Here is a 19,413-nt window from a genome sequence, read left to right as displayed (position 1 = left end):
GTCGTTAGAACCGTGACAAACGCAGAGAATCTGATCGCGCTGCTCGTGGCGGCGCCCCTGCTCGGAGCGGCCGTGCTGCTGTGCGGGGGACGCCGGCTGGACGGCGTCGGCCACTGGGTCGGCACCGCGCTTTCGGCGGTGTCCTTCGTCCTGGCGGCGGTGCTCTTCGCCGTGATGCTGGGCCGGGGCGCCGAGGACCGCACCCTGACCCAGTACCTGTACAGCTGGATCCCGGTCGAGGGTTTCCAGGCCGATGTGGCCTTCCGGCTGGACCAGCTGTCGATGACGTTCGTGCTGTTGATCACCGGTGTCGGCTCGCTCATCCACCTCTACTCCGTGGGCTACATGGAGCACGACGAGCGCCGCCGCCGCTTCTTCGGCTACCTGAACCTCTTCCTGGCGGCGATGCTGCTCCTCGTCCTCGCCGACAACTACCTCCTGCTGTACGTGGGATGGGAGGGTGTGGGGCTCGCCTCCTACCTGCTGATCGGCTTCTGGCAGCACAAGCCCACCGCGGCCACCGCGGCGAAGAAGGCCTTCCTGGTCAACCGGGTCGGCGACATGGGCCTGTCCCTCGCGATCATGTTGATGTTCCTCTGGTTCGGGACCTTCGCCTTCGGACCGGTGCTGGGAGGCCAGGGCGAAGTCGGCCTGGCGGGCGAGGCCGGCGAGGGCCGACTCACCGCCATCGGGCTGCTGCTGCTGCTCGCCGCCTGCGGCAAGTCCGCCCAGGTGCCCCTGCAGTCCTGGCTCGGGGACGCCATGGAGGGCCCGACACCGGTCTCCGCGCTCATCCACGCCGCCACGATGGTGACGGCGGGCGTGTACCTGATCGTCCGATCCGCGGCGATCTTCAACGGGGCGCCCGACGCCCAACTGGTCGTGGCGATCGTGGGCGCGGTGACGCTGATCTTCGGAGCGATCGTCGGTTGCGCCAAGGACGACATCAAGAAGGCGCTCGCCGGCTCGACCATGTCGCAGATCGGCTACATGGTCCTCGCGGCGGGGCTCGGCCCGATCGGCTACGTCTTCGCCATCATGCACCTGGTGACCCACGGCTTCTTCAAGGCCGGACTGTTCCTCGGCGCGGGGTCCGTCATGCACGGCATGGACGACGAGGTGGACATGCGCCGGTACGGAGGGCTGCGCCGGTACATGCCGATCACCTTCGCCACCTTCGGCCTCGGCTACCTGGCCATCATCGGGTTCCCCGGTCTGTCCGGCTTCTTCTCCAAGGACAAGATCATCGAAGCGGCGTTCGCCAAGGGGGGCACCGAGGGATGGATTCTCGGCGGCGTCGCCCTCCTGGGCGCGGCGTTGACGGCCTACTACATGACGCGCGTGATGCTGATGACCTTCTTCGGCGAGGAGCGCTGGCGCCGTCCCCCGACGGCGGCGGGGGGCGAGGGGCCCACCCCCGACACCGCGCGGGCGGCTGCCCACACCCCGCCGCGGCCGCACGAGTCGCCCAAGGTCATGACGGTCCCGATGATCGTGATCGCCTTCGGCTCGGTATTCGCCGGAGGCTTTCTCGGCATCGGCGAACGCTTCGTTCACTGGCTCGAACCGATCACCGCGTACGAGCACGGCCATCCACCGATCGGCGCTCTCACGGTCACCCTGGCGACGGTCGCCACGATGGTCGTGGGCGTGGGCGTCGCCTGGGCGCAGTACGGGCGCAGGGCGGTCCCCGCCGTCGCTCCCCGAGGCTCCCTGCTCACCCGAGCGGCCCGGCGCGACCTCTACCAGGACGACGTCAACCACGTGGTCCTCGTCCGCGGCGGCGAACACCTCACACGATCCCTGGTCTACGTCGACCACACCCTGGTCGACGGCGTGGTAAACGGCACGGCGGCCTCGGTCGGCGGCCTCTCCGGGCGGGCGCGGAGGATGCAGAACGGCTTCGCGCGCTCGTACGCGGTGTCGATGTTCGGCGGCGCGGCGGTCCTGGTCGCCGCGACCCTGCTGATGAGGGCGGTCTGATGGCGATGTCCTTTCCCCTGCTCACCGTGACGGCGGCGCTCCCGGCCCTCGGCGCGATCGCGACGGCGGCCGTGCCGGCGGCCAAGCGGACCGCCGCGAAGTGGCTCGCGCTCTCCTTCTCGCTGGCCACGCTCGTGCCGGCCATCGCGATCCTGGTGCTCTTCGACCCCGGCGGCGACCGCTACCAACTCACCGAGTCGCACGCCTGGATCGCCGACTTCGGGGTCCGCTACGAACTCGGCGTGGACGGCATCGGGGTGGCGTTGATCGCCCTGACCGCGCTCCTGATCCCCTTCATCGTCCTGGCCGGATGGCACGACGCCGACCCCCTGGAGACCGGCAGCGGGCGCTGGCGCCCCACCCAGGGCTTCTTCGCGATGATCCTGCTGGTGGAGGCGATGGTCATCGTCTCCTTCGAGGCGACCGACGTCTTCCTCTTCTACGTCTTCTTCGAAGCGATGCTGATCCCGATGTACTTCCTGATCGGCGGCTTCGGAGACCGGGCCCACGAACACGGCGAGAGGGCCGCGGCGACACAACGGTCCTACGCGGCGGTGAAGTTCCTCCTCTACAACCTGGCCGGTGGTCTGATCATGCTGGCCGCGGTGATCGGCCTGTACGTCGTCGCCGGGACCTTCTCCCTCACCGAGATCGCCGAGGCCCGCGCGTCCGGCGAGCTGACCATGGCGACCAGCACGGAGCGGTGGCTGTTCCTCGGCTTCTTCCTCGCCTTCGCGGTGAAGGCGCCGCTGTGGCCGCTGCACACCTGGTTGCCCAACGCGATGCAGGAATCCACCGCCCCCGTCGCCGTGCTGATCACGGCGGTCGTCGACAAGGTCGGCACCTTCGCGATGTTGCGGTTCTGCCTCCAGCTCTTCCCCGAGGCCAGCGTCTGGGCCACGCCGGTGGTGCTGGCGCTCGCGCTGGTCAGCATCGTCTACGGAGCCCTGCTCGCGGTGGGTCAGCGGGACATCAAGCGGCTGGTGGCCTACGCGTCGATCTCGCACTTCGGGTTCATCGTCATGGGGATCTTCGCCATGACCAGCCAGGGACAGTCGGGCGCCACCCTCTACATGGTCAACCACGGCATCTCCACCGCCGCGTTGATGCTCGTGGCGGGCTTCCTGATCGCCCGCCGGGGGTCGCGGCTCATCGCCGACTACGGCGGCGTGCAGAAGGTCGCGCCGGTCCTCGCCGGCACCTTCCTCATCGGCGGTCTGGCCACGCTCTCGCTCCCGGGGCTCGCGCCGTTCGTGAGCGAGTTCCTCGTCCTGGTCGGCACCTTCACGCGCTATCCGGTCGTGGGCGTCATCGCCACGTTCGGGATCGTGCTCGCCGCCCTCTACACCCTCGTCCTCTACCAGCGGACGATGACCGGGCCGGTCCGACCCGAGATCGCCAGGCTCCCCGACCTCCGAGTCCGGGAACTGGTCGTGGTGGCGCCGCTGGTGGCGCTGCTGATCGGGCTGGGCGTCTACCCCAAGCCCCTCACGGACGTGGTCGCCCCCGCTGTCGAGCGGACCATGTCGGACGTCCGGATGACAGACCCCCAGCCCGAGGTGGAGGCGGCCAGGTGAGCAGCACAGCGATCCACAGCCTGTGGACGGTCGCGGCGCAGCCAGTGGAGCGGATCGACGCTCCCAAGATCGAATACGGGCCCCTCGCCCCCATCCTCATCGTCGTGGCCGCCGCGGTCCTCGGCATCCTGGTCGAGGCGACCGTGGCGCGCAGGTACCGGTACCACGCACAGGTCTTCCTCTCGGCGGTGGCGCTCGCCGCGGCGTTCGCGGCGGTCGTCGCCCTCGCGGCCAACGGCTACGGAACCACTCGCGCCGGCATCGCGGCGATGGGTGCCGTCGCCGTCGACGGCCCGGCGCTCTTCCTACAGGGCACCATCCTCCTCGTCGGCCTCGTCGGTCTGTTCACCTTCGCGGAACGGCGCCTCGACCCCAAGGCCGAAGGCAACCGGGTGGACTCCTTCGCGGCACAGGCCGCCGCCGTACCGGGCGGCGAGGGCGAACGCAAGGCAGTCAAGGCCGGTTTCACCACCACCGAGGTGTTCCCGCTGCTGCTCTTCGCGGTCGCCGGGATGCTGGTCTTCCCGGCGGCCAACGACCTGCTGGCGCTGTTCGTCGCCTTGGAGGTGCTCTCGCTCCCGCTCTACCTGCTGTGCGCCCTGGCCCGTCGCCGGCGGCTGCTGTCGCAGGAGGCGGCGGTGAAGTACTTCCTGCTCGGCGCCTTCTCCTCCGCCTTCCTGCTCTTCGGCATCGCCCTGCTCTACGGGTACGCCGGTTCGCTCTCGTACGGCAGGATCGCGCAGGTCGTGGACGGCACCGTCCCCGACGTGACCCCGGTGCTCGCCGAGACCATGGGCAACGACGCGCTGCTGCTGATCGGCTCCGCACTGGTCGTGGCGGGACTGTTGTTCAAGGTCGGCGCCGTGCCGTTTCACATGTGGACTCCCGACGTCTACCAGGGAGCCCCGACGCCGGTGACGGGATTCATGGCGGCGGCGACCAAGATCGCGGCCTTCGGCGCGCTGCTGCGCATCCTCTACGTCGTCCTGCCCGGGCTGCGCTGGGACTGGCGGCCGGTCATGTGGGCCGTCGCCATCGTCACCATGCTGGGCGGGGCGATCCTGGCGGTCACCCAGACCGACGTCAAGCGCCTGCTGGCGTACTCGTCGATCGCCCACGCGGGGTTCATCCTGGCCGGTGTCATCGCCGCCACCCCCGCCGGGGTGTCGTCCGTGCTGTTCTACCTCGCGGCCTACTCGTTCGTGACGGTCGGGGCCTTCGCGGTGGTCACCCTCGTGCGAGACCCGGGCGGCGAGGCCACACACCTGTCCAAGTGGGCGGGGCTGGGTCGCCGGTCCCCCCTGGTCGGCGCCGTCTTCGCGGTCTTCCTGCTGGCCTTCGCGGGCATCCCGCTGACCTCCGGTTTCGCGGGGAAGTTCGCCGTGTTCAGCGCCGCGGCGGACGGCGGGGCGGTGCCGCTGGTGGTGATCGGCGTGCTCTCCTCGGCGGTCGCCGCCTTCTTCTACATCAGGGTCGTGGTGCTGATGTTCTTCAGCGAGCCCAAGCCGGAGGGGCCCACCGTCGCGGTCCCCTCGCCGCTGACGACGACCGCGATCGGCGTCGGCCTCCTGGTCACGGTCGTGCTCGGGGTGGCGCCGCAGTACTTCCTCGACCTGGCCGGCCAGGCCGGCGTCTTCGTGCGCTGACCGGCCGGATACCCGGCCGCGGGCCCGGCGCTCCTCGGGGGCGCCGGGCCCGCGGCGTGCCCGGGCCTGTGGACGGCCGTGGGAGAGGGGCCGCGGGCCTCTATCGTGGGGAGAGGGTGGGACACGGGAGGTCCGGTGCGACGCGGACCGAGACCAGGGAGTGCGGGGGCCGGGATGACGGGCGGGACGAGCGTGATCGGCGACAGGGTACGGACGGGGTCGGAGAGCGCGGCGCGGGAGGCGCTGCGCCGGGTCTTCGGATACGAGGACTTCCGCGGAGAGCAGGGCGCCGTCATCGACCACGTGGTCGGCGGCGGCGACGCGGTCGTGCTCATGCCGACCGGTGGGGGCAAGTCGCTGTGCTACCAGATCCCCTCCCTGGTGAGGCCCGGCACCGGCGTCGTGGTCTCCCCGCTCATCGCGCTCATGCAGGACCAGGTGGACGCGCTGCGGGCGCTGGGCGTCCGGGCGGGTTTCCTCAACTCCACCCAGGACTTCGAGGAACGCCGCATGGTGGAAGCCGAGTTCCTCGCCGGAGAGCTGGACCTGCTCTACCTTGCCCCCGAGCGGTTGCGTCTCGAAGGCACGCTGGACCTGCTCTCCCGGGGTCGGGTGGCGCTGTTCGCCATCGACGAGGCGCACTGTGTCTCGCAGTGGGGCCACGACTTCCGGCCCGACTACCTGACCCTGTCGCTGCTCGGGCGGCGTTGGCCCGAGGTCCCTCGGATCGCCCTCACCGCCACGGCCACCCCCGCGACCCACGAGGAGATCACCGCCCGGCTGGACATGCCCGACGCCCGGCACTTCGTCGCCAGCTTCGATCGGCCCAACATCCGGTACCGCGTCGTGTCCAAGACCGACCCCAGGAAGCAGCTGCTGGGGTTCCTGCGGGAGGAGCACGCCGGCGATGCCGGCATCGTGTACTGCCTCTCGCGCAACTCCGTCGAACGGACCGCGGAGTACCTCACCCGGCACGGCGTCGAGGCGGTCCCCTATCACGCGGGCCTTGACGCGGGTACCCGGGCGGCCAACCAGGCCCGGTTCCTCCGAGAGGAGGGGCTGGTGGTCGTCGCCACCATCGCCTTCGGCATGGGCATCGACAAACCCGACGTGCGTTTCGTCGCCCACCTCGATCTGCCCAAGTCGGTCGAGGGCTACTACCAGGAGACCGGGCGGGCCGGGCGCGACGGCCTGCCCTCCACCGCCTGGATGGCCTACGGCCTCAACGACGTCGTCCAACAGCGCAAGCTGATCGAGTCCGGCGAGGGCGACCCGGCGTTCCGCCGCCGCGCCCAGGGGCACCTGGACGCGATGCTCGCGCTCTGCGAGACCGTCCGATGCAGGCGAGGACGGCTCCTCGCCTACTTCGGCCAGGAACGGGCGGCGGCCGACTGCGGCAACTGCGACGTCTGCCTCGACCCGCCGGAGACGTGGGACGGCACCGTCGCAGCGCAGAAGGCGTTGTCCACGGTGGTCCGGCTGAAGCGGGAGCGCGGCCAGAAGTTCGGTGCCGGACAGATCGTCGACATCCTGCTGGGCAAGCGCACCGGCAAGGTCGTCCAGTTCGACCACGACCAGCTCTCCGTCTTCGGCATCGGCGCGGACCTGACCGAGGCGGAGTGGCGGGGTGTGATCCGGCAGCTGCTCGCCCAGGGACTGCTCGCCGTCGAGGGCGAGTACGGAACCCTGGTCCTGACCGCCGCGGCGGGCGAAGTCCTGCGCCGGGAGCGGGAGGTGCCCCTGAGAAAGGAGCGGGCCCCCCGCGGGGGCGGAGGGCCCGCCGGGGCGAGGAAGCGGGGCGCCGAGCGGACGGCCGCGCCGGATCTCCCCGCCGAGCTGGTGCCCGTCTTCGAGGCGCTCCGGTCCTGGCGGGGGGAGCGAGCGCGCGAGCAGGGTGTGCCCGCCTACGTCGTCTTCCACGACGCCACGCTCCGCGAGATCGCCGCGGTCGGTCCGACCTCGATCTCCCAGCTCGGCTCGGTCACCGGGGTCGGCGAGAAGAAGCTCCAGACGTACGGGGATGCGGTGCTGGAGGTGCTGGCCGGCCTCGCCGCTCCGGCCGAGGCCGTGCCGGACGAAGCGGAGTCGTTCGCTCCCGAGGGCGCGGACGAGCCACCCGCGCGGGACTGACCCCGAGGGACCCCGGCCCGACGCCGGGGCGCCCAGGGAACCGCTCTCCTTCGGCCTCCGGGGACCGGGCCCCCGGAGGCCGCGCGCCTCGGCTAGGGCAGGGCGGTGAGGCCCGGGACGAAGGTGATCACCAGGGGCAGGAGGGGGACGAGCGACGCGGCGGCCGTCGCCAGAGCGCGTCGTCGGCGGCGCGGCCGGGGCCGGGGATCCAGGAGTCGACCGACGCGCTCACCGAGGAGGCGGTGGCTGGAGGCGCAGGAGAGCACTCCGCGGTGTTGGTTCAGCTCGATGAGGGCCAGGGCCGTGGTCCGGTGACCGCAGCGGCGGGAGGCCGCGTCGTCGGCGGCGAGTTCCACCAGCCGGTGTGTCTGGTCGCGGAAGTGGGCGAACAGGGGAACCCGCGGGAAGCCGTCGGCGAGCGCGGTGGACAGGTGCAGCAGCCAGTCGTGCCGGGCACGGGCGTGGTCGCGCTCGTGGGTGAGCACGGCGTCGAGCTGGCCGTCGCTCAGGCGTCGCAGCGCGCCGGTGGTGACGACCAGGCGGGGCGACCGACCGGGCACCCGCCAGGTGTCGGGGTAGGCGTCCTCCACGACGAGCAGCGGGTCGGCCCCGCCGGCCAGCCCCGCCGGCAACTCTGGGGCGCGTTCCCGGAGCCGGGCGCGGGACCTGGCGTGGCGGCGACGCGCGGCGAGCAGTTCGCGGACGAGGACGGCGACCGTCCAACCCGCGCCGCAGGCCGGCAACAGGACCAGCGCGGCGGCTCCGGCGGGCCCGGGGGACAGGGCGTAGGCCGCGGCCACCTCGGGCGGGGCGGGCGCGAAGAGCCGGGCGTGGACGGTGTCGAAGACGGCGGAGCCGCCCAGCGCCAGGGCCGCGGGGATGCACAGCAGCGCCCCGGCGACGAGGCACTGCCACGCCCAGAGCCCGACGATCGGATCGCGTTCGGTCCACTCGGCCCGGCTCAGTGCCCGCGCCGCCGGGACGGCGGTGGTCAGCGCGACCACGCTCAGCAGGAGCAGACAGAAGGCCATGAGCCCTTCCCATGCGGACAGCGCGGACACCTCCGCGTTCGCCGTCGGACGCGGAGCCCGCGGGCGCCGACGCCGGGGGTGCCGGCCGCGGGGGGTGGGAAGGGCCGTGCCCGGGGCGCATGGCCCTTCCCACCCGCCCGCCAGTATGCCCAAACGCGCCGGCTCACGTCAGCCGCCGGAGCCGGACGCCTGCGAGCCGTCCCCTGCCGCGGGGCGCGCGCCCGTCACCGCGGCGCTTCCCCGTCGAGCACCGGCCGCGCGGAGGTCTCGGGGCCGGGCTCCGGTCAGCCGGCGACCACCCGTCCGGTGACCTCGCCCAGCCCCACCCGGCTGCCGCCGGCGCCCGGGGCCCAGCCGGAGAGGGTGACCACGTCCCCGTCCGCCAGGAAGGCCCGTTCTCCGTCCGGGAGGGCCAGCGGCCGTCGGCCGTTCCAGGTCAGTTCCAGCAGTGAGCCCCGCTCGCGCTCGGTGGGGCCGCTCACGGTTCCCGAGCCGTACAGGTCGCCGGTCCGCAGCGACGCCCCGTTGACGGTCAGGTGGGCCAACTGCTGGGCGGCGGTCCAGTACATGGTGGCGAACGGGGGCTCGGAGACCGGGTGTCCGTTGACGTCGACGGTGATCCTCAGGTCGTAGCCGCCGGGTTCCTCGCCGGAGTCGTCCAGGTAGGGCAGCAGGGGGTGGGTGCGCTCCGGGGGGGCCACCCGGGCCGACTCCAGGGCGTCCAGGGGGGTGATCCAGGCCGACACCGAGGTCGCGAAGGACTTGCCGAGGAAGGGGCCGAGCGGGACGTACTCCCAGGCCTGGATGTCCCGCGCGGACCAGTCGTTGAGCAGGCACAGGCCGAAGACGTGCTCGCGGAAGTCCCCCAGTGGCACGGGGCGGGCGGGCGGGGAGGGCTTGCCGACCACGAAGCCCACCTCGGCCTCGATGTCCAGCCGGAGGGACGGACCGAAGACGGGGGCGGCGTCGGCCGGTGCCTTGCGCTGCCCGGACGGGCGCACGACGTCCGTGCCCGAGACGACCACCGTGCCGGAGCGGCCGTGGTAGCCGATCGGCAGGTGCTTCCAGTTCGGGGTGAGGGGGTCCGCCGCGTCCGGGCGGAAGATGCGGCCGACGTTGCGGGCGTGGTTCTCCGAGGCGTAGAAGTCGACGTAGTCGGCCACGGTGAAGGGCAGGTGGAGGGCGACCGACGCCAGGGGATGGAACAGCGGTTCCAGTGTTTCCCGGTGTGCGGGTTCGCTCACCCAGGCGAGGAGATCGCGCCGTACGTCCGACCAGACGGCGGGGCCCGCCGCGAGCAGGGGGTCGAGGCTCGGCCGGTCGAGCAGCGAGGCGTGACGGGAGCCGGCCGCCCGGGCCGCCGCGCCGACGTCGAGGACGTGGTCGCCGAGCCGGACGCCCACCGTCCGCCGCCCGGTGTCGGGGAGGGAGAAGACGCCGTACGGGAGGTTGTGCGGGCCGAAGGGGTCGCCCTCGGGGACATCGAAGGGGGGCATCGGGTGCTGCCTCGCTCTCGTGTTCGCGTCTGCGCGGGGTGCGCCGTGCGTGGTGCCGCGGTCGAGTGCCGTCGCCGGGGTGGCCGCGGGCCGCGCCCACGTTACGTGTGACGCGTGGGTCCTGGGCAGGGCTCCGGTGTCGCGCGCGGGACGGGAACGGGCGACGGTCTCGGGGCCTGGGCGTCGCGAGCGGTCGCCGGGTCCGGCCTCGGGGCTCGATCGGCGTGGCTCGCGGGCGGTACCGGATGCGCCGGCAACCGGGCGCGAACCGCGCGGCGTCGGACCGTTCCTGACCGTCCGCCATCGCGACCGTTTCGGGTGTGGTCCGGGCCCGGGGCGGCGGAACGCGATGTCCGTATTCTCTGATCATGGACCCCATCGCGTACACGCTCGTGGCCACCGATCTCGACGGAACGCTGCTCCGCGGCGACGACACCGTGTCGGCGCGGTCGCGGGCCGCTCTGGCGCGGGTGGTGTACTCCGGTGCGCGGCACCTGGTGGTGACCGGCCGGCCCGCGCCCCGGGTACGGTCGCTCTTGGCGGAACTCGGCTGCGTGGGTCCGGCGGTGTGCGGCCAGGGCGCGCAACTCTACGACGCCGGGAGCGACCGGCTGCTGTGGTCGGTCACCCTGGACCGGGAGCCGGCCGAGACCGCCCTGGGCAAGATCGAGGCCGAGGTGGGTGAGGTGTACGCGGGTGTCGACCAGGACGGCACCGACGGACTGACGTTGATCGAGCCGGGGTACCGGATGCCGCGTCCGACGCTGCCCGCCGTGCGTGTCGACCGCCGCGAGGACCTGTGGACCGCGCCGATCAGCAAGGTGTTGCTGCGCCATCCACGCCTGAGCGACGACGAGTTGGCCACTGCGGCGCGCGGCGTGGTGGGGACTCTCGCGACGGTCACGATGTCGGGGCCGGGCACGGTGGAGTTGCAGCCGGCGGGGGTCACCAAGGCGACCGGACTGGCGATGGCCGCCGCACGGTGGGGGGTCGGGCCGGAGGAGACCGTCGCCTTCGGCGACATGCCCAACGACATCCCGATGTTCCGGTGGGCCGCGCACGGCGTCGCGATGGCCGACGCCCACCCCGAACTGCTCGCGGTGGCCGACGAGGTCACCCGATCGAACGAGGACGACGGGGTCGCGGCCGTCCTGGAGCGGCTCTTCCCGAGTTGATCGCCGCGCCGACACCGACGCCGACGCCCCGGCCCCGCGTCCGCGTGGGCGGAGCGGGTCGGAGTCGGCGGCGACGGCGCGGTGCGGTGCGGGGAGGGCCGGGGCGCCCCCGGGGCTCAGTAGGCGCCGAAGACGTTGTCGATGGAGCCGTAGGTCGCGGCGGCGTAGTTGCAGGCGGCGGTGATGTTGGCCACGGGCTCGTACGGGTCCCAGGAGGTGCCGGCCACGTGGTAGGCGGTGAAGGTGGGGTCGATCACCTGGAGCAGGCCCTTGGACGGAGTGCCGTTGAGGGCGTTGACGTCCCAGTTGTTGATCGCCTGGGGGTCGCCGGACGACTCCCGCATGATGTTGCGGTGGATCCCGTCGTAGGAGCCCGGGATGCCGTGCCGGGCCATGACGTCGAGGGAGGCGCGGATCCAGCCGTCGAGGTCGTCGGTGTAGCCGGCCGACGTGGCCGTCGTGACCGGCTGCGCGCTCGTGGCGGCGACGGCGCTCGTGGCGCCGACGAGCGGGAGGGCGAGGACGGCGGCGCCGGCGCCGAGGGCGGCGAGCCTGCGGGCGAGGCGCCCGTTCCGGACGGGCCGGGCGGGGCGGGGCGGGTCTGTGGCGAACATGTGATGGGGTTCCTCTCCCACGCCTGCGAGGTGAGCTGTCGGGTTCGGGCGGGAGATGCCCGGCCGCGCCCGCGAGGGACGTGGCTTCACCCCGAGCCGTGCCGGTGGGTGACCGTACGGCGATGTACCTGGGTCCCCCGCTCCTGCCGTGGGTGGGTCGATCGATGGGTGTCGGTTCGGGTGGCGGCAGGACTGGGCGTCCACCCGACAAGCCGGGAACGTATGCGAGGGGGCATGTCCGGAACAAGGGGTTGATTCGCCCGAATCGCCGGGCATCCGAGATCCGCCCCCCGGGCCGGGGTGGCGGCGGGGTCCTGTCGGGGGTCAACTGGCCCTCGTCCGGGGCCGGGAGGGGGCGACGGTGACCGCGGTGACACCTGGGTCGGGTGAGTCAACTCACTCCCGATCGGGAAGGTGGCAAAAGGTATGGAAAGCGACAATCGGGCGTTGATCTCCCGCCGAGGCGGTGCGCGTCCCGTGGGGGCGGGGCGGCGTCGGAGCGAGCCGGGGTCGAGCGCGGGGGCCCGAGGGGCCTCCCGCGTGCCGGAGGCCCCCGTGAGCGACCCGCCGGCCGCCGGTCCGGCGTATCACCTGATCGGAGGGGGCCTTCCGTGATCGAACGCCGCCCGACCCCCGATGGCGGGCGCTCGCGGTGATCGAAACGTGACCGGATACGCTGACGCGGATGAGGTCGGCGACCTATCGACGAACCGCGTAGCCGCCAGAAGACACCAGCAGACAGGAGACCCCTCGTGACCGTCGTCGGGCCGTTCGGGCTGAGCGTGCGGGACCAGGCTCTGGAGGCCGATGTCCGGGCCGGGATGGCGGCTGTCGAGGAAGGGCTGCTCGAAGCGACGAAGAGCGAGGTGCCGTTCATCACGGAAGCCGCCCAGCACCTGGTGCGAGCCGGTGGCAAGCGGTTCCGTCCCCTGTTGGTGATGCTCGCCGCCCGCTTCGGCGACCCCGACGCCCCCGGCATCGTCCCGTCTGCCGTCGTCGTGGAGCTGACCCACCTCGCCACGCTCTACCACGACGACGTGATGGACGAGGCCGCCGTGCGCCGCGGGGTGCCCAGCGCCAACACCCGTTGGGCCAACTCCGTCGCCGTGCTGACCGGCGACTTCCTCTTCGCGCGTGCCTCTCGGATCCTCGCCGACCTCGGCCCCGAGGCCGTCCGGGTCCAGGCACAGGCCTTCGAGCGGCTCGTCGCCGGGCAGATCCTGGAGACGGCCGGGCCGCAGGACGGGCGGGACCCCGTCGACCACTACCTCGACGTGCTGGGCGGCAAGACGGGCTCCCTGGTCGCGGTCTCCTGCCGCTTCGGCGCCATGCTCTCCGGCGCGCGGGAGAGCGTGGTGGACGTGCTCACCCAGTACGGGGAGCGGCTCGGCGTCGCCTTCCAACTCGCCGACGACGTGCTCGACATCGCCTCCGACTCCCGCGAGTCCGGCAAGACCCCCGGCACCGACCTGCGCGAGGGCATCCCCACCCTTCCGGTACTGCGCCTGCGCGAGCGCGCCTCGCGCCTCGGGCTGCCCGAGGACCGGGAGCTGTGCGAGCTGCTCGACGCCGACCTCGGCGACGACGCCCGGCTCGCCGAGGCGGTGCGCCTGCTGCGCGCCCACCCGGCGCTGCTCCAGGCCCGGCGGGACACCGTCCGATACGCCGAGGAGGCCCGCGCCGCCCTGACACCACTGCCGGAGTGCGAGGCCAAGACCGCGCTGGTGGATCTCTGCGACGCCGTGGTCCACCGGGCCGGCTGAGCGACCCCGGGCTCCCGCCCGGCCCCCGCGCGGAACGCCCCACCGCGGCAGGGCAAGGGCCGTGCCCTCGGGATCGGGCGTCCGCACCCGCCCGCGACCCCGGCGGGGCCGACGGCCCCCACGCCCCGCCCCGACACCGACCGGCCGCCCGCCCAGACTCCGACCGCCCGGACGTCGCGGGGGAGCGCCCCTCCTCACCGATTCGGGTGAGAAGCCCGGAGGCGGTGGCACGTCCGCCGGACCGGCGGGAGCGGAGCCGCGGGCGGGACCGCGCCAAGCGATGCCCGCGAGGTGGTCGGCGTGGCCGCGGCTCCGGTCGGACGGATCTCCCGACGCTCGCCGCCGCCCCCCGGGGGGCCCGGTCTCTCGGCCCGGTCCGCGCGCCGGGTCCGTCCGCCCCGCGCACCAGGAACCCCTCGCCCCCACCGGCGGGGCGCGACCTCCTGGGACGAGCCTGTGACAGCGTGGTGACGCGGGAGCCGTGGACAGCCGGAGACACTCGAAGGCGACGGCCCGAACAGCGCCGACGGTGCGGAGCCGGACGCGGCGACCGGGCCGCGCGGCCCGCCGACGAGTGAGGGGACGATGGCTCGACTCAGCCGCGACCGCAGACGAGACGACCGGCCCGTCGAGAGGCCGTTCGTCTCCACCCCTTCCGCCTCGGGGGCCGGGCGGGCCGGGCCGTTGGAGGTCCGCGTACGGGGCGAGGGCCCGGGCTCGGTCGACGGCGTCCCGGTCTCGCCCGGCCCCGGCGAGTCGGTTCAGGCCGCCGTGCTCGACCGGTTGCAGTGCCTGGCACTCGCCGCCGGTCGGCCGGTCCTGGCCACCGTCCACGACGAGACGATCGGCTGGGTCGTCCCGCTCCGCGTCGACCCGGACGGGGCCAGCCACCTGGCAGGCGACCCCGTGCGGGCCACCGAGCCCGCCGCGGACCGACCACGCGCGGTACCCGATCCGACGCGGTCGGCGCCCCGCGCCACCACGCCGGCGTCCACGCCCGTCACCCTCGCGCTCGTGGCCTCCCCCACGGCCCCCACGGTCGTCCGGGGCACGGTGGCGCCCCCGACGGGCGCGTTCGGCCCGCCTCCCCGGATGGAGGCGCCGGGCGGCCCACCGGAGCCCCCGGCGCGCCCCTCCACCGGCGCGGACGCGGCGCCCGCGCCCTCACGCACCCCGCCTCGCGGCTTCGACGCGGTGGCCGAGGCGGTGTTGGGAGCGGACCCGGGCGGCGAGCGGCCGGCCATCGAGACGCCCGCCTTCCTCGCGGAGGCCGTCGGACGGATCCACGAGGCGATCCGGTCCGGTCGAACGGCCGAAGCGGACCGGGAGGCCGCCGAGGCACGGGCACGGGCCTCTCGACTCCTCGGGCCGGACCATCCCGAGGTGCTGCGCCTGCGCGAGGTGTCCGCCTACGTCGCCTTCCTCTCCGGGGACCCCGTCCGCGCGCTGCGTCTCTGCCTGGATTCGGCGCGCGCCCATCGTCGGACGGGCGACCCGGAGGCCGCCTACGGCGGTGTCCACGGCGCGCTGACCGCCTGGCGCGCGGTCCGGGACCCCCGGCAGGGGATGGAACTCGGTGCCGAGTTGATCGAGTTGTGGAGCGAGTTGGCGGCCGAGCCGGGCCCGGCCGCCGCCGACCTCGACGCGTTGCGGGCCGCCCGAGCGCGGATGGGCAGGCTCGCCGATCGGGTCCGCGCCGGCACGGGCTGACCGAGGCGGCGGCCCGCCGGGAGGGCGCGGTCAGCCCTCGCCCCGCTCGTAGACGATCACTCGCCGTCCGCGTGCCCGCTCGTCCGCGACCGGTGTGAAGTATCGCCGCAGAGTGTCCGTCTTGACGCGATCCCGTTCCGCCGAGAGGGGTCGCGCGGCCTCCGGGGCGTCGGTCACCAGCAGGATCCGTCGACGCGTCAGCATCTCCCGGCGTATCCGGTCAGGGGACTCCTCCACCCCCTTCAACGTGCCGGATTCCACCGGGTCCCGGGCCAGCGCGATGTCCCGGAGCCCCGTGAACGCCCCGGGCGAGACGGACTTGGTGTCGCGGCGCGCTGCGGGCACGAACAGGACGGCGTCCCCCGGTGAGGCGAGCCTGTCGACGTCCGCCGCCGCGGCGAGGACGTCGTCGACCCGGCTCGCGGGGGACCGGGTGGCCAGCGAGTGCGGGAGCAGCGCCGACCAGGCCAGGACGACCGCGACCGGGAGCACGCATCGGGCGGCGCGCGGGAATCGAGGTCTCGCGGCCCGGACGGCCGCCTCCAGGGCGGCCCCGATCAGCAGGGCGAGGCCGAGCATCGCGAACAGGACGTACCGGTCGACGAAGAGAGGCCGGATCAGGGAGAGGAGCGCCAGGGTGAGCAGTGGCACCACCAGCAGCGGAAGCCCGACGGCGGTCACCGAGAGCCGGCGTCCGCGCGGCCGTTCCAGGAGCGCGCCGAGACCGCCGACCGCCGACAGTACCGCCGGGCCGATCAGCGTGTGCCAGGTGAGCGCGGGGATCCAGGAGACCTGGGCGGACTGGCCCAGGCTGAGCAGAACGAGGGGGAGGGCTCCCGCCCCGGCCGCCGCGGCTGTCAGGGCCCATCGGATCCACACGGAGCGGCGGGCGCCCGTCCAGGTCAGGGTGACCGCGTGGGCGAGCAGGATCGTCAGGGACAGCCAGTTGAGCAGCGCGGTCGCCAGTATCGTCACGCCGTAGGCCACCCAGCGTGGCGCGCTCGCCCCGGAGGGGTCCAGGAGGAGGGTCACCAGCATCAGTGTGGAGATCGCCACACCGGCGAGGACCAGCGCGTACGGCCGGCCTTCCTGGAGGTGGAACTGCACCGCCGGGAGCAGGGCGAGGGCCGTTCCGGCCCCGAGACCGGCGATGTTCCCGCCCAGCCGGCGGCCGATGACGGTGACACAGGACGCGGCCACGGCCACGGCCAGCACGGACGGCAGTCGCAGCGCGGAGACGCCGGGCCCGAAGACGGCGAAGACCCCGTGCATCGACAGGTAGTAGAGCCCGTGAGCGGCGTCGACCTGTCCGAGCAGGTGCCCTATCTCGCCCGGGGACCGCAGGGCGACCTGCCAGGTGGCCGCCTCGTCACGCCACACGCTCTCTTGACGGGACAGCTCCCAGAGCCCGAGGGCCACCGTCCACAGCGCGGGCAGCGACCAGAGGGGCGGGAGGCGACGTCCGGTCGCCGGGGGGCGGGATGTCAACGCGGGGCCTTCTCGTGGTCGGCGGTGTGGCGGGCCGACGATCCGCCGACCGACGGAGAAGACCTGTTCGCCTGTCGATCGGTTGCGTGGAGACGATGTGGGCCACACCTCCTGGAGGTGTGGCCCACATCGTGACGACAGCGTCCCCCGCGCGCTGCTCCCCTGTCGCCTTCCCCGTGATCGCCCTGCCTTTCGGCAAGACTCCAAAATATTGGCACTGAGGCCTACTTGAGGTCAACCAATGATCCATATAGGCCGAGAGACCGACATGAAATGGCTGATCTGTGATCGCCGCGATGCGAGGGCCGAATTTATGCTGGGGCCGTGGTCACGACGACAGAGGGTGGGGGTGAGCGGCGGCGGTCATTGGCCGACCGATTGAACGCCCTGTTCGCCCTGACCTGTTCCGCGGACACCCGGGGTCGGCGCAAGGAATTCTCCACCGCGCAGGTGGCCCAGGCGGTGACGGAGGACCCGTCGCACGCGACGACCCTCTCGCGGAGCTATCTCGCCATGCTGCGGAACGGGTCGCACGCCAACCCGTCGCTGGGCGTGCTGGAGGCCCTCGCGAAATTCTTCGACGACCACAGACCCGCGGGCGCCGCCCCGATCACCGTGCGGACGTTGATCGCTCCCGAGGACCCCGAGGAGGAGTTGCTCCGCCGGCGGCTCGCCGATCACCAGGTGCGGGCCATCGCCATGCGGGCGGGGGCCATGACCCCGGCCATGCGCCGGGAACTGCTCGGAATGATCGCGGTGCTGGACCAGGACGACGCGTCCGGCCCGCCCGCCGGCGGGCGGGGATGACGCGTCGTGGTGGCGAGGGTGAGGTCGTCGACATGGCCACCGTGGACGCGGCGCACGCTCTCGGCCTCTCCGACACCGGCGCACTGGCCCCCGGCATGCGGGCCGACCTGCTCGTCGTCGACGGTGACCCGCTGGCCGACATCGCGGCGCTGCGGCGGGTCCGGCACGTTCTGGCGGCGGGCCGCCCGGTCGGCACCGGCGGGGAGTGACACCACCCGCGAGCCCCGGAGGGCGGGGGTGCCGGGAGAGTCAGCCGACGGCCTTGCCGAGCGCGGCGAAGCCGACGACGGTCGCGATGGTGAAGGCGATGCCCACCGGAGTGGAGGCGACGGGGCCGTCCACGGGACGGGTGGTCCCGCTGTCGTTCTCCCGGAGGTCCGCCGGAAGGCTGGCGGAGAGAGTGTCGGCGTAGCGGTCACCGTGGCTCGTGTGCGTGGCAGTCATCTTGTCGGGTCTCCTGTGTGGTCACTTCGGCTCTTCGGGTGCTCCTACGGGCTCTTCCAGAGTGGCTCGTCGTCGCGGTCCGCGCGTCATCCGGTCGGCCGGCTCGTCGGGGGGTCTTCTCTCCACCAAAGGGCGCGACCGCCCCGGCCCGCGAGGCGGCGCGTCGTTCTACTCGGGGTCGCCCACGGTGGCGTGGGCGACGGTCGCGGCGGCGCAGAGAGCCATGGTGGCGCAGAGAACGCCGCCGATGAAGATCACCGGCGCCAAGGTGACGACGGAGCCGGTCGGCTTGGCCATGCCGAGGTCGTCCTCCCGCAGGGTCGGCCGGTCGTGCGCGACCAGGGTGGTGGTCGAGCGGACGATCGCGTGATCAAGGTCGATGGCCATGGGGACACGCCTCCCTGGGCGGTGGTGCGGTGTGGTTTCGTCACGCCGTCCAGAATGAGTCGACGGGGCGGTGTTCCTCGTCCTCTGGTCGGGCCCGGTCGGGGCGGAGTCCGCGGGCCTCCTATCGGGGGACGGGGTCGGCCGCGGGTGCCGTCGATTCGCCTGCCGGGGGACGCGGTGCGGCGAGCGTGGCGGCGCCGGCTTCGGTGGAACCGGCCGCCGCCCGCTCACGAAGCGCGCGGGCACCGCGCCGGGCCGTGCGCAGCGCGTCCCAGGTCAGCAGGGTGAGAGCCAGCCACACCAGCGCGAAGCCGGCCCACCGCTCGGGCGGCATGGCCTCGCGGAAGTACAGCACGCCGAGGAGGAACTGGAAAACAGGAGCCAGGTACTGGAGCAGGCCCAGGGTGGAGAGCGGCACACGGATGGCCGCAGCGCCGAAACAGACCAGGGGGACGGCCGTGACCAGGCCCGTCGCGGCCAGTAGGGCCGCGTGCCCGACGCCCTCGCTCGCGAAGGTGGATTCGCCGCGCGCCGCCAGCCACCACAGGAAGCCGAGCGCCGGGAGGAACTGGATGGCCGTCTCGGCCGCGAGGGACTCGACGCCGCCGAGGCCGACTCGCTTCTTCACCAGTCCGTAGACGGCGAAGGAGAAGGCGAGACAGAGGGAGATCCACGGGAGCCGGCCGTACCCGACGGTGAGGACGACCACGGCCGCGAAGCCCGTCCCCACGGCGGCCCATTGGGTGGGCCGCAGTCGCTCCTTCAGGAGCAGTACCCCCATGGCGATGGTGACCAGGGGATTGATGAAGTACCCCAGCGACGCCTCCACGACGTGGCCGCTGTTCACCGCCCAGATGTAGAGACCCCAGTTGACCGAGATCACCGAGGCGGCGACGGCGACGAGGGCCAGTCGACGCGGACGGCGCAGCAGATCCGGCACCCACGCCCAGCGACGCACGACGAGGAGCGCCACGGCGACGAAGGCGAGTGACCACACCATCCGGTGGGCGAGGATCTCGGTGGCGCCGGCGGGCATGAGCAGGGGCCAGAACAAGGGGACGAGCCCCCACATCCCGTACGCAGCGACGCCGTTCAGCAGGCCAGTGCGCTGATCGCCCCTCGATGACCCGGCCACGGGCACCACCTCTCGTCGTCGCTCGTG

At 73.1% G+C, this 19,413-nt stretch carries 15 protein-coding genes, 1 pseudogene and 1 riboswitch; of the genes and pseudogenes, 9 read left to right on the top strand and 7 right to left on the bottom strand.

The genetic code is table 11. The features are described 5' to 3' along the window. Nucleotides 1-12 precede the first annotated feature (12 nt). From nuoL to recQ, 4 genes are all read left to right on the top strand, one after another. A complete protein-coding gene (gene nuoL, locus JEK78_RS08565) occupies nt 13-1,983 on the top strand; it encodes an NADH-quinone oxidoreductase subunit L (RefSeq protein ID WP_200263507.1) in 1,971 nt (656 codons plus the stop codon). A gap of 5 nt (nt 1,984-1,988) precedes the next feature. Further along, nucleotides 1,989-3,560, top strand: a complete 1,572-nt coding sequence (locus tag JEK78_RS08560) for an NADH-quinone oxidoreductase subunit M (RefSeq protein ID WP_200264052.1) — start codon at nt 1,989-1,991, stop codon at nt 3,558-3,560. Next, entirely contained in the window at nt 3,557-5,206 is a 1,650-nt protein-coding gene (nuoN, locus tag JEK78_RS08555) for an NADH-quinone oxidoreductase subunit NuoN (protein WP_200263506.1), read from the top strand. Before JEK78_RS08560 ends, nuoN begins: the two co-directional genes overlap by 4 nt. A 174-nt stretch (nt 5,207-5,380) precedes the next feature. Next, nucleotides 5,381-7,336 (top strand): DNA helicase RecQ, encoded by a 1,956-nt coding sequence (recQ, locus tag JEK78_RS08550; RefSeq protein WP_200263505.1) that lies wholly within the window; start codon nt 5,381-5,383, stop codon nt 7,334-7,336. A gap of 92 nt (nt 7,337-7,428) precedes the next feature. Here the strand turns inward: recQ and JEK78_RS08545 are convergent, their stop codons facing one another. Further along, nucleotides 7,429-8,367 carry a M56 family metallopeptidase gene (locus JEK78_RS08545; protein WP_200263504.1) on the bottom strand — a complete coding sequence of 313 codons (939 nt, stop codon included), beginning with the start codon at nt 8,365-8,367 and terminating at the stop codon, nt 7,429-7,431. Between the two features lie 284 nt (nt 8,368-8,651). Next, nucleotides 8,652-9,863: a fumarylacetoacetase gene (gene fahA, locus JEK78_RS08540; protein ID WP_200263503.1), complete on the bottom strand. Its 1,212-nt coding sequence runs from the start codon at nt 9,861-9,863 to the stop codon at nt 8,652-8,654. Nucleotides 9,864-10,228: 365 nt separating this feature from the next. On the opposite strand from fahA, the gene JEK78_RS08535 reads away from it, so the two are divergent. Continuing rightward, on the top strand, nt 10,229-11,038 hold the full coding sequence (locus JEK78_RS08535) for an HAD family hydrolase (protein ID WP_200264051.1): 810 nt from the start codon (nt 10,229-10,231) through the stop codon (nt 11,036-11,038). Between the two features lie 116 nt (nt 11,039-11,154). Here the strand turns inward: JEK78_RS08535 and JEK78_RS08530 are convergent, their stop codons facing one another. After that, nucleotides 11,155-11,652 carry a transglycosylase SLT domain-containing protein gene (locus JEK78_RS08530; RefSeq protein ID WP_200263502.1) on the bottom strand — a complete coding sequence of 166 codons (498 nt, stop codon included), beginning with the start codon at nt 11,650-11,652 and terminating at the stop codon, nt 11,155-11,157. Between the two features lie 7 nt (nt 11,653-11,659). Further along, nucleotides 11,660-11,822: riboswitch (cyclic di-AMP (ydaO/yuaA leader) on the bottom strand. Nucleotides 11,823-12,404: 582 nt separating this feature from the next. Here JEK78_RS08530 and JEK78_RS08525 point away from each other — a divergent pair. Beyond that, nucleotides 12,405-13,415 carry a polyprenyl synthetase family protein gene (locus tag JEK78_RS08525; protein WP_200263501.1) on the top strand — a complete coding sequence of 337 codons (1,011 nt, stop codon included), beginning with the start codon at nt 12,405-12,407 and terminating at the stop codon, nt 13,413-13,415. A gap of 585 nt (nt 13,416-14,000) precedes the next feature. Next, nucleotides 14,001-15,125 (top strand): tetratricopeptide repeat protein, encoded by a 1,125-nt coding sequence (locus tag JEK78_RS08520; RefSeq protein ID WP_200263500.1) that lies wholly within the window; start codon nt 14,001-14,003, stop codon nt 15,123-15,125. Nucleotides 15,126-15,155: 30 nt separating this feature from the next. On the opposite strand, the gene JEK78_RS08515 is transcribed toward JEK78_RS08520, so the two are convergent. Continuing rightward, a complete protein-coding gene (locus JEK78_RS08515; protein WP_200263499.1) occupies nt 15,156-16,613 on the bottom strand; it encodes a hypothetical protein in 1,458 nt (485 codons plus the stop codon). 324 nt (nt 16,614-16,937) lie between these two features. Here JEK78_RS08515 and JEK78_RS08510 point away from each other — a divergent pair, with 324 nt between their 5' ends. Next, nucleotides 16,938-17,420, top strand: coding sequence for a hypothetical protein (locus JEK78_RS08510; RefSeq protein WP_242483305.1), 483 nt, complete (start codon nt 16,938-16,940; stop codon nt 17,418-17,420). A 23-nt stretch (nt 17,421-17,443) separates the two neighbouring features. Then, nucleotides 17,444-17,629: pseudogene (locus tag JEK78_RS08505) on the top strand (amidohydrolase family protein); the annotation flags it as partial. Nucleotides 17,630-17,669: 40 nt separating this feature from the next. On the opposite strand, the gene JEK78_RS08500 reads toward JEK78_RS08505, so the two are convergent. The 3 genes from JEK78_RS08500 to rarD all read right to left on the bottom strand — a co-directional run bounded on the left by JEK78_RS08500 (nt 17,670) and on the right by rarD (nt 19,386). Then, on the bottom strand, nt 17,670-17,864 hold the full coding sequence (locus JEK78_RS08500; RefSeq protein WP_200263497.1) for a hypothetical protein: 195 nt from the start codon (nt 17,862-17,864) through the stop codon (nt 17,670-17,672). 168 nt (nt 17,865-18,032) lie between these two features. Beyond that, a complete protein-coding gene (locus tag JEK78_RS08495) occupies nt 18,033-18,251 on the bottom strand; it encodes a hypothetical protein (protein ID WP_200263496.1) in 219 nt (72 codons plus the stop codon). Between the two features lie 121 nt (nt 18,252-18,372). Next, nucleotides 18,373-19,386, bottom strand: coding sequence for an EamA family transporter RarD (gene rarD / locus JEK78_RS08490; RefSeq protein WP_200263495.1), 1,014 nt, complete (start codon nt 19,384-19,386; stop codon nt 18,373-18,375). Between the last annotated feature and the right edge of the window lie 27 nt (nt 19,387-19,413).

The organism is Streptomyces sp. HSG2, assembly GCF_016598575.1.
In the GTDB taxonomy this organism is placed as follows: domain Bacteria; phylum Actinomycetota; class Actinomycetes; order Streptomycetales; family Streptomycetaceae; genus Streptomyces.
Note: the sequence above shows the minus strand (reverse complement) of the source record. Positions and strands in the feature narration are given on the sequence as shown.

Bases quoted from the DNA above. Each gene is read 5' to 3' on its own strand.
- JEK78_RS08530 (WP_200263502.1), bottom strand. From the start codon at position 11,652: ATGTTCGCCACAGACCCGCCCCGCCCCGCCCGGCCCGTCCGGAACGGG.
- JEK78_RS08495 (WP_200263496.1), bottom strand. From the start codon at position 18,251: ATGGCCATCGACCTTGATCACGCGATCGTCCGCTCGACCACCACCCTG.
- JEK78_RS08560 (WP_200264052.1), top strand. From the start codon at position 1,989: ATGTCCTTTCCCCTGCTCACCGTGACGGCGGCGCTCCCGGCCCTCGGC.
- recQ (WP_200263505.1), top strand. From the start codon at position 5,381: ATGACGGGCGGGACGAGCGTGATCGGCGACAGGGTACGGACGGGGTCG.
- JEK78_RS08545 (WP_200263504.1), bottom strand. From the start codon at position 8,367: ATGGCCTTCTGTCTGCTCCTGCTGAGCGTGGTCGCGCTGACCACCGCC.
- JEK78_RS08500 (WP_200263497.1), bottom strand. From the start codon at position 17,864: ATGACTGCCACGCACACGAGCCACGGTGACCGCTACGCCGACACTCTC.
- fahA (WP_200263503.1), bottom strand. From the start codon at position 9,863: ATGCCCCCCTTCGATGTCCCCGAGGGCGACCCCTTCGGCCCGCACAAC.
- JEK78_RS08520 (WP_200263500.1), top strand. From the start codon at position 14,001: ATGGCTCGACTCAGCCGCGACCGCAGACGAGACGACCGGCCCGTCGAG.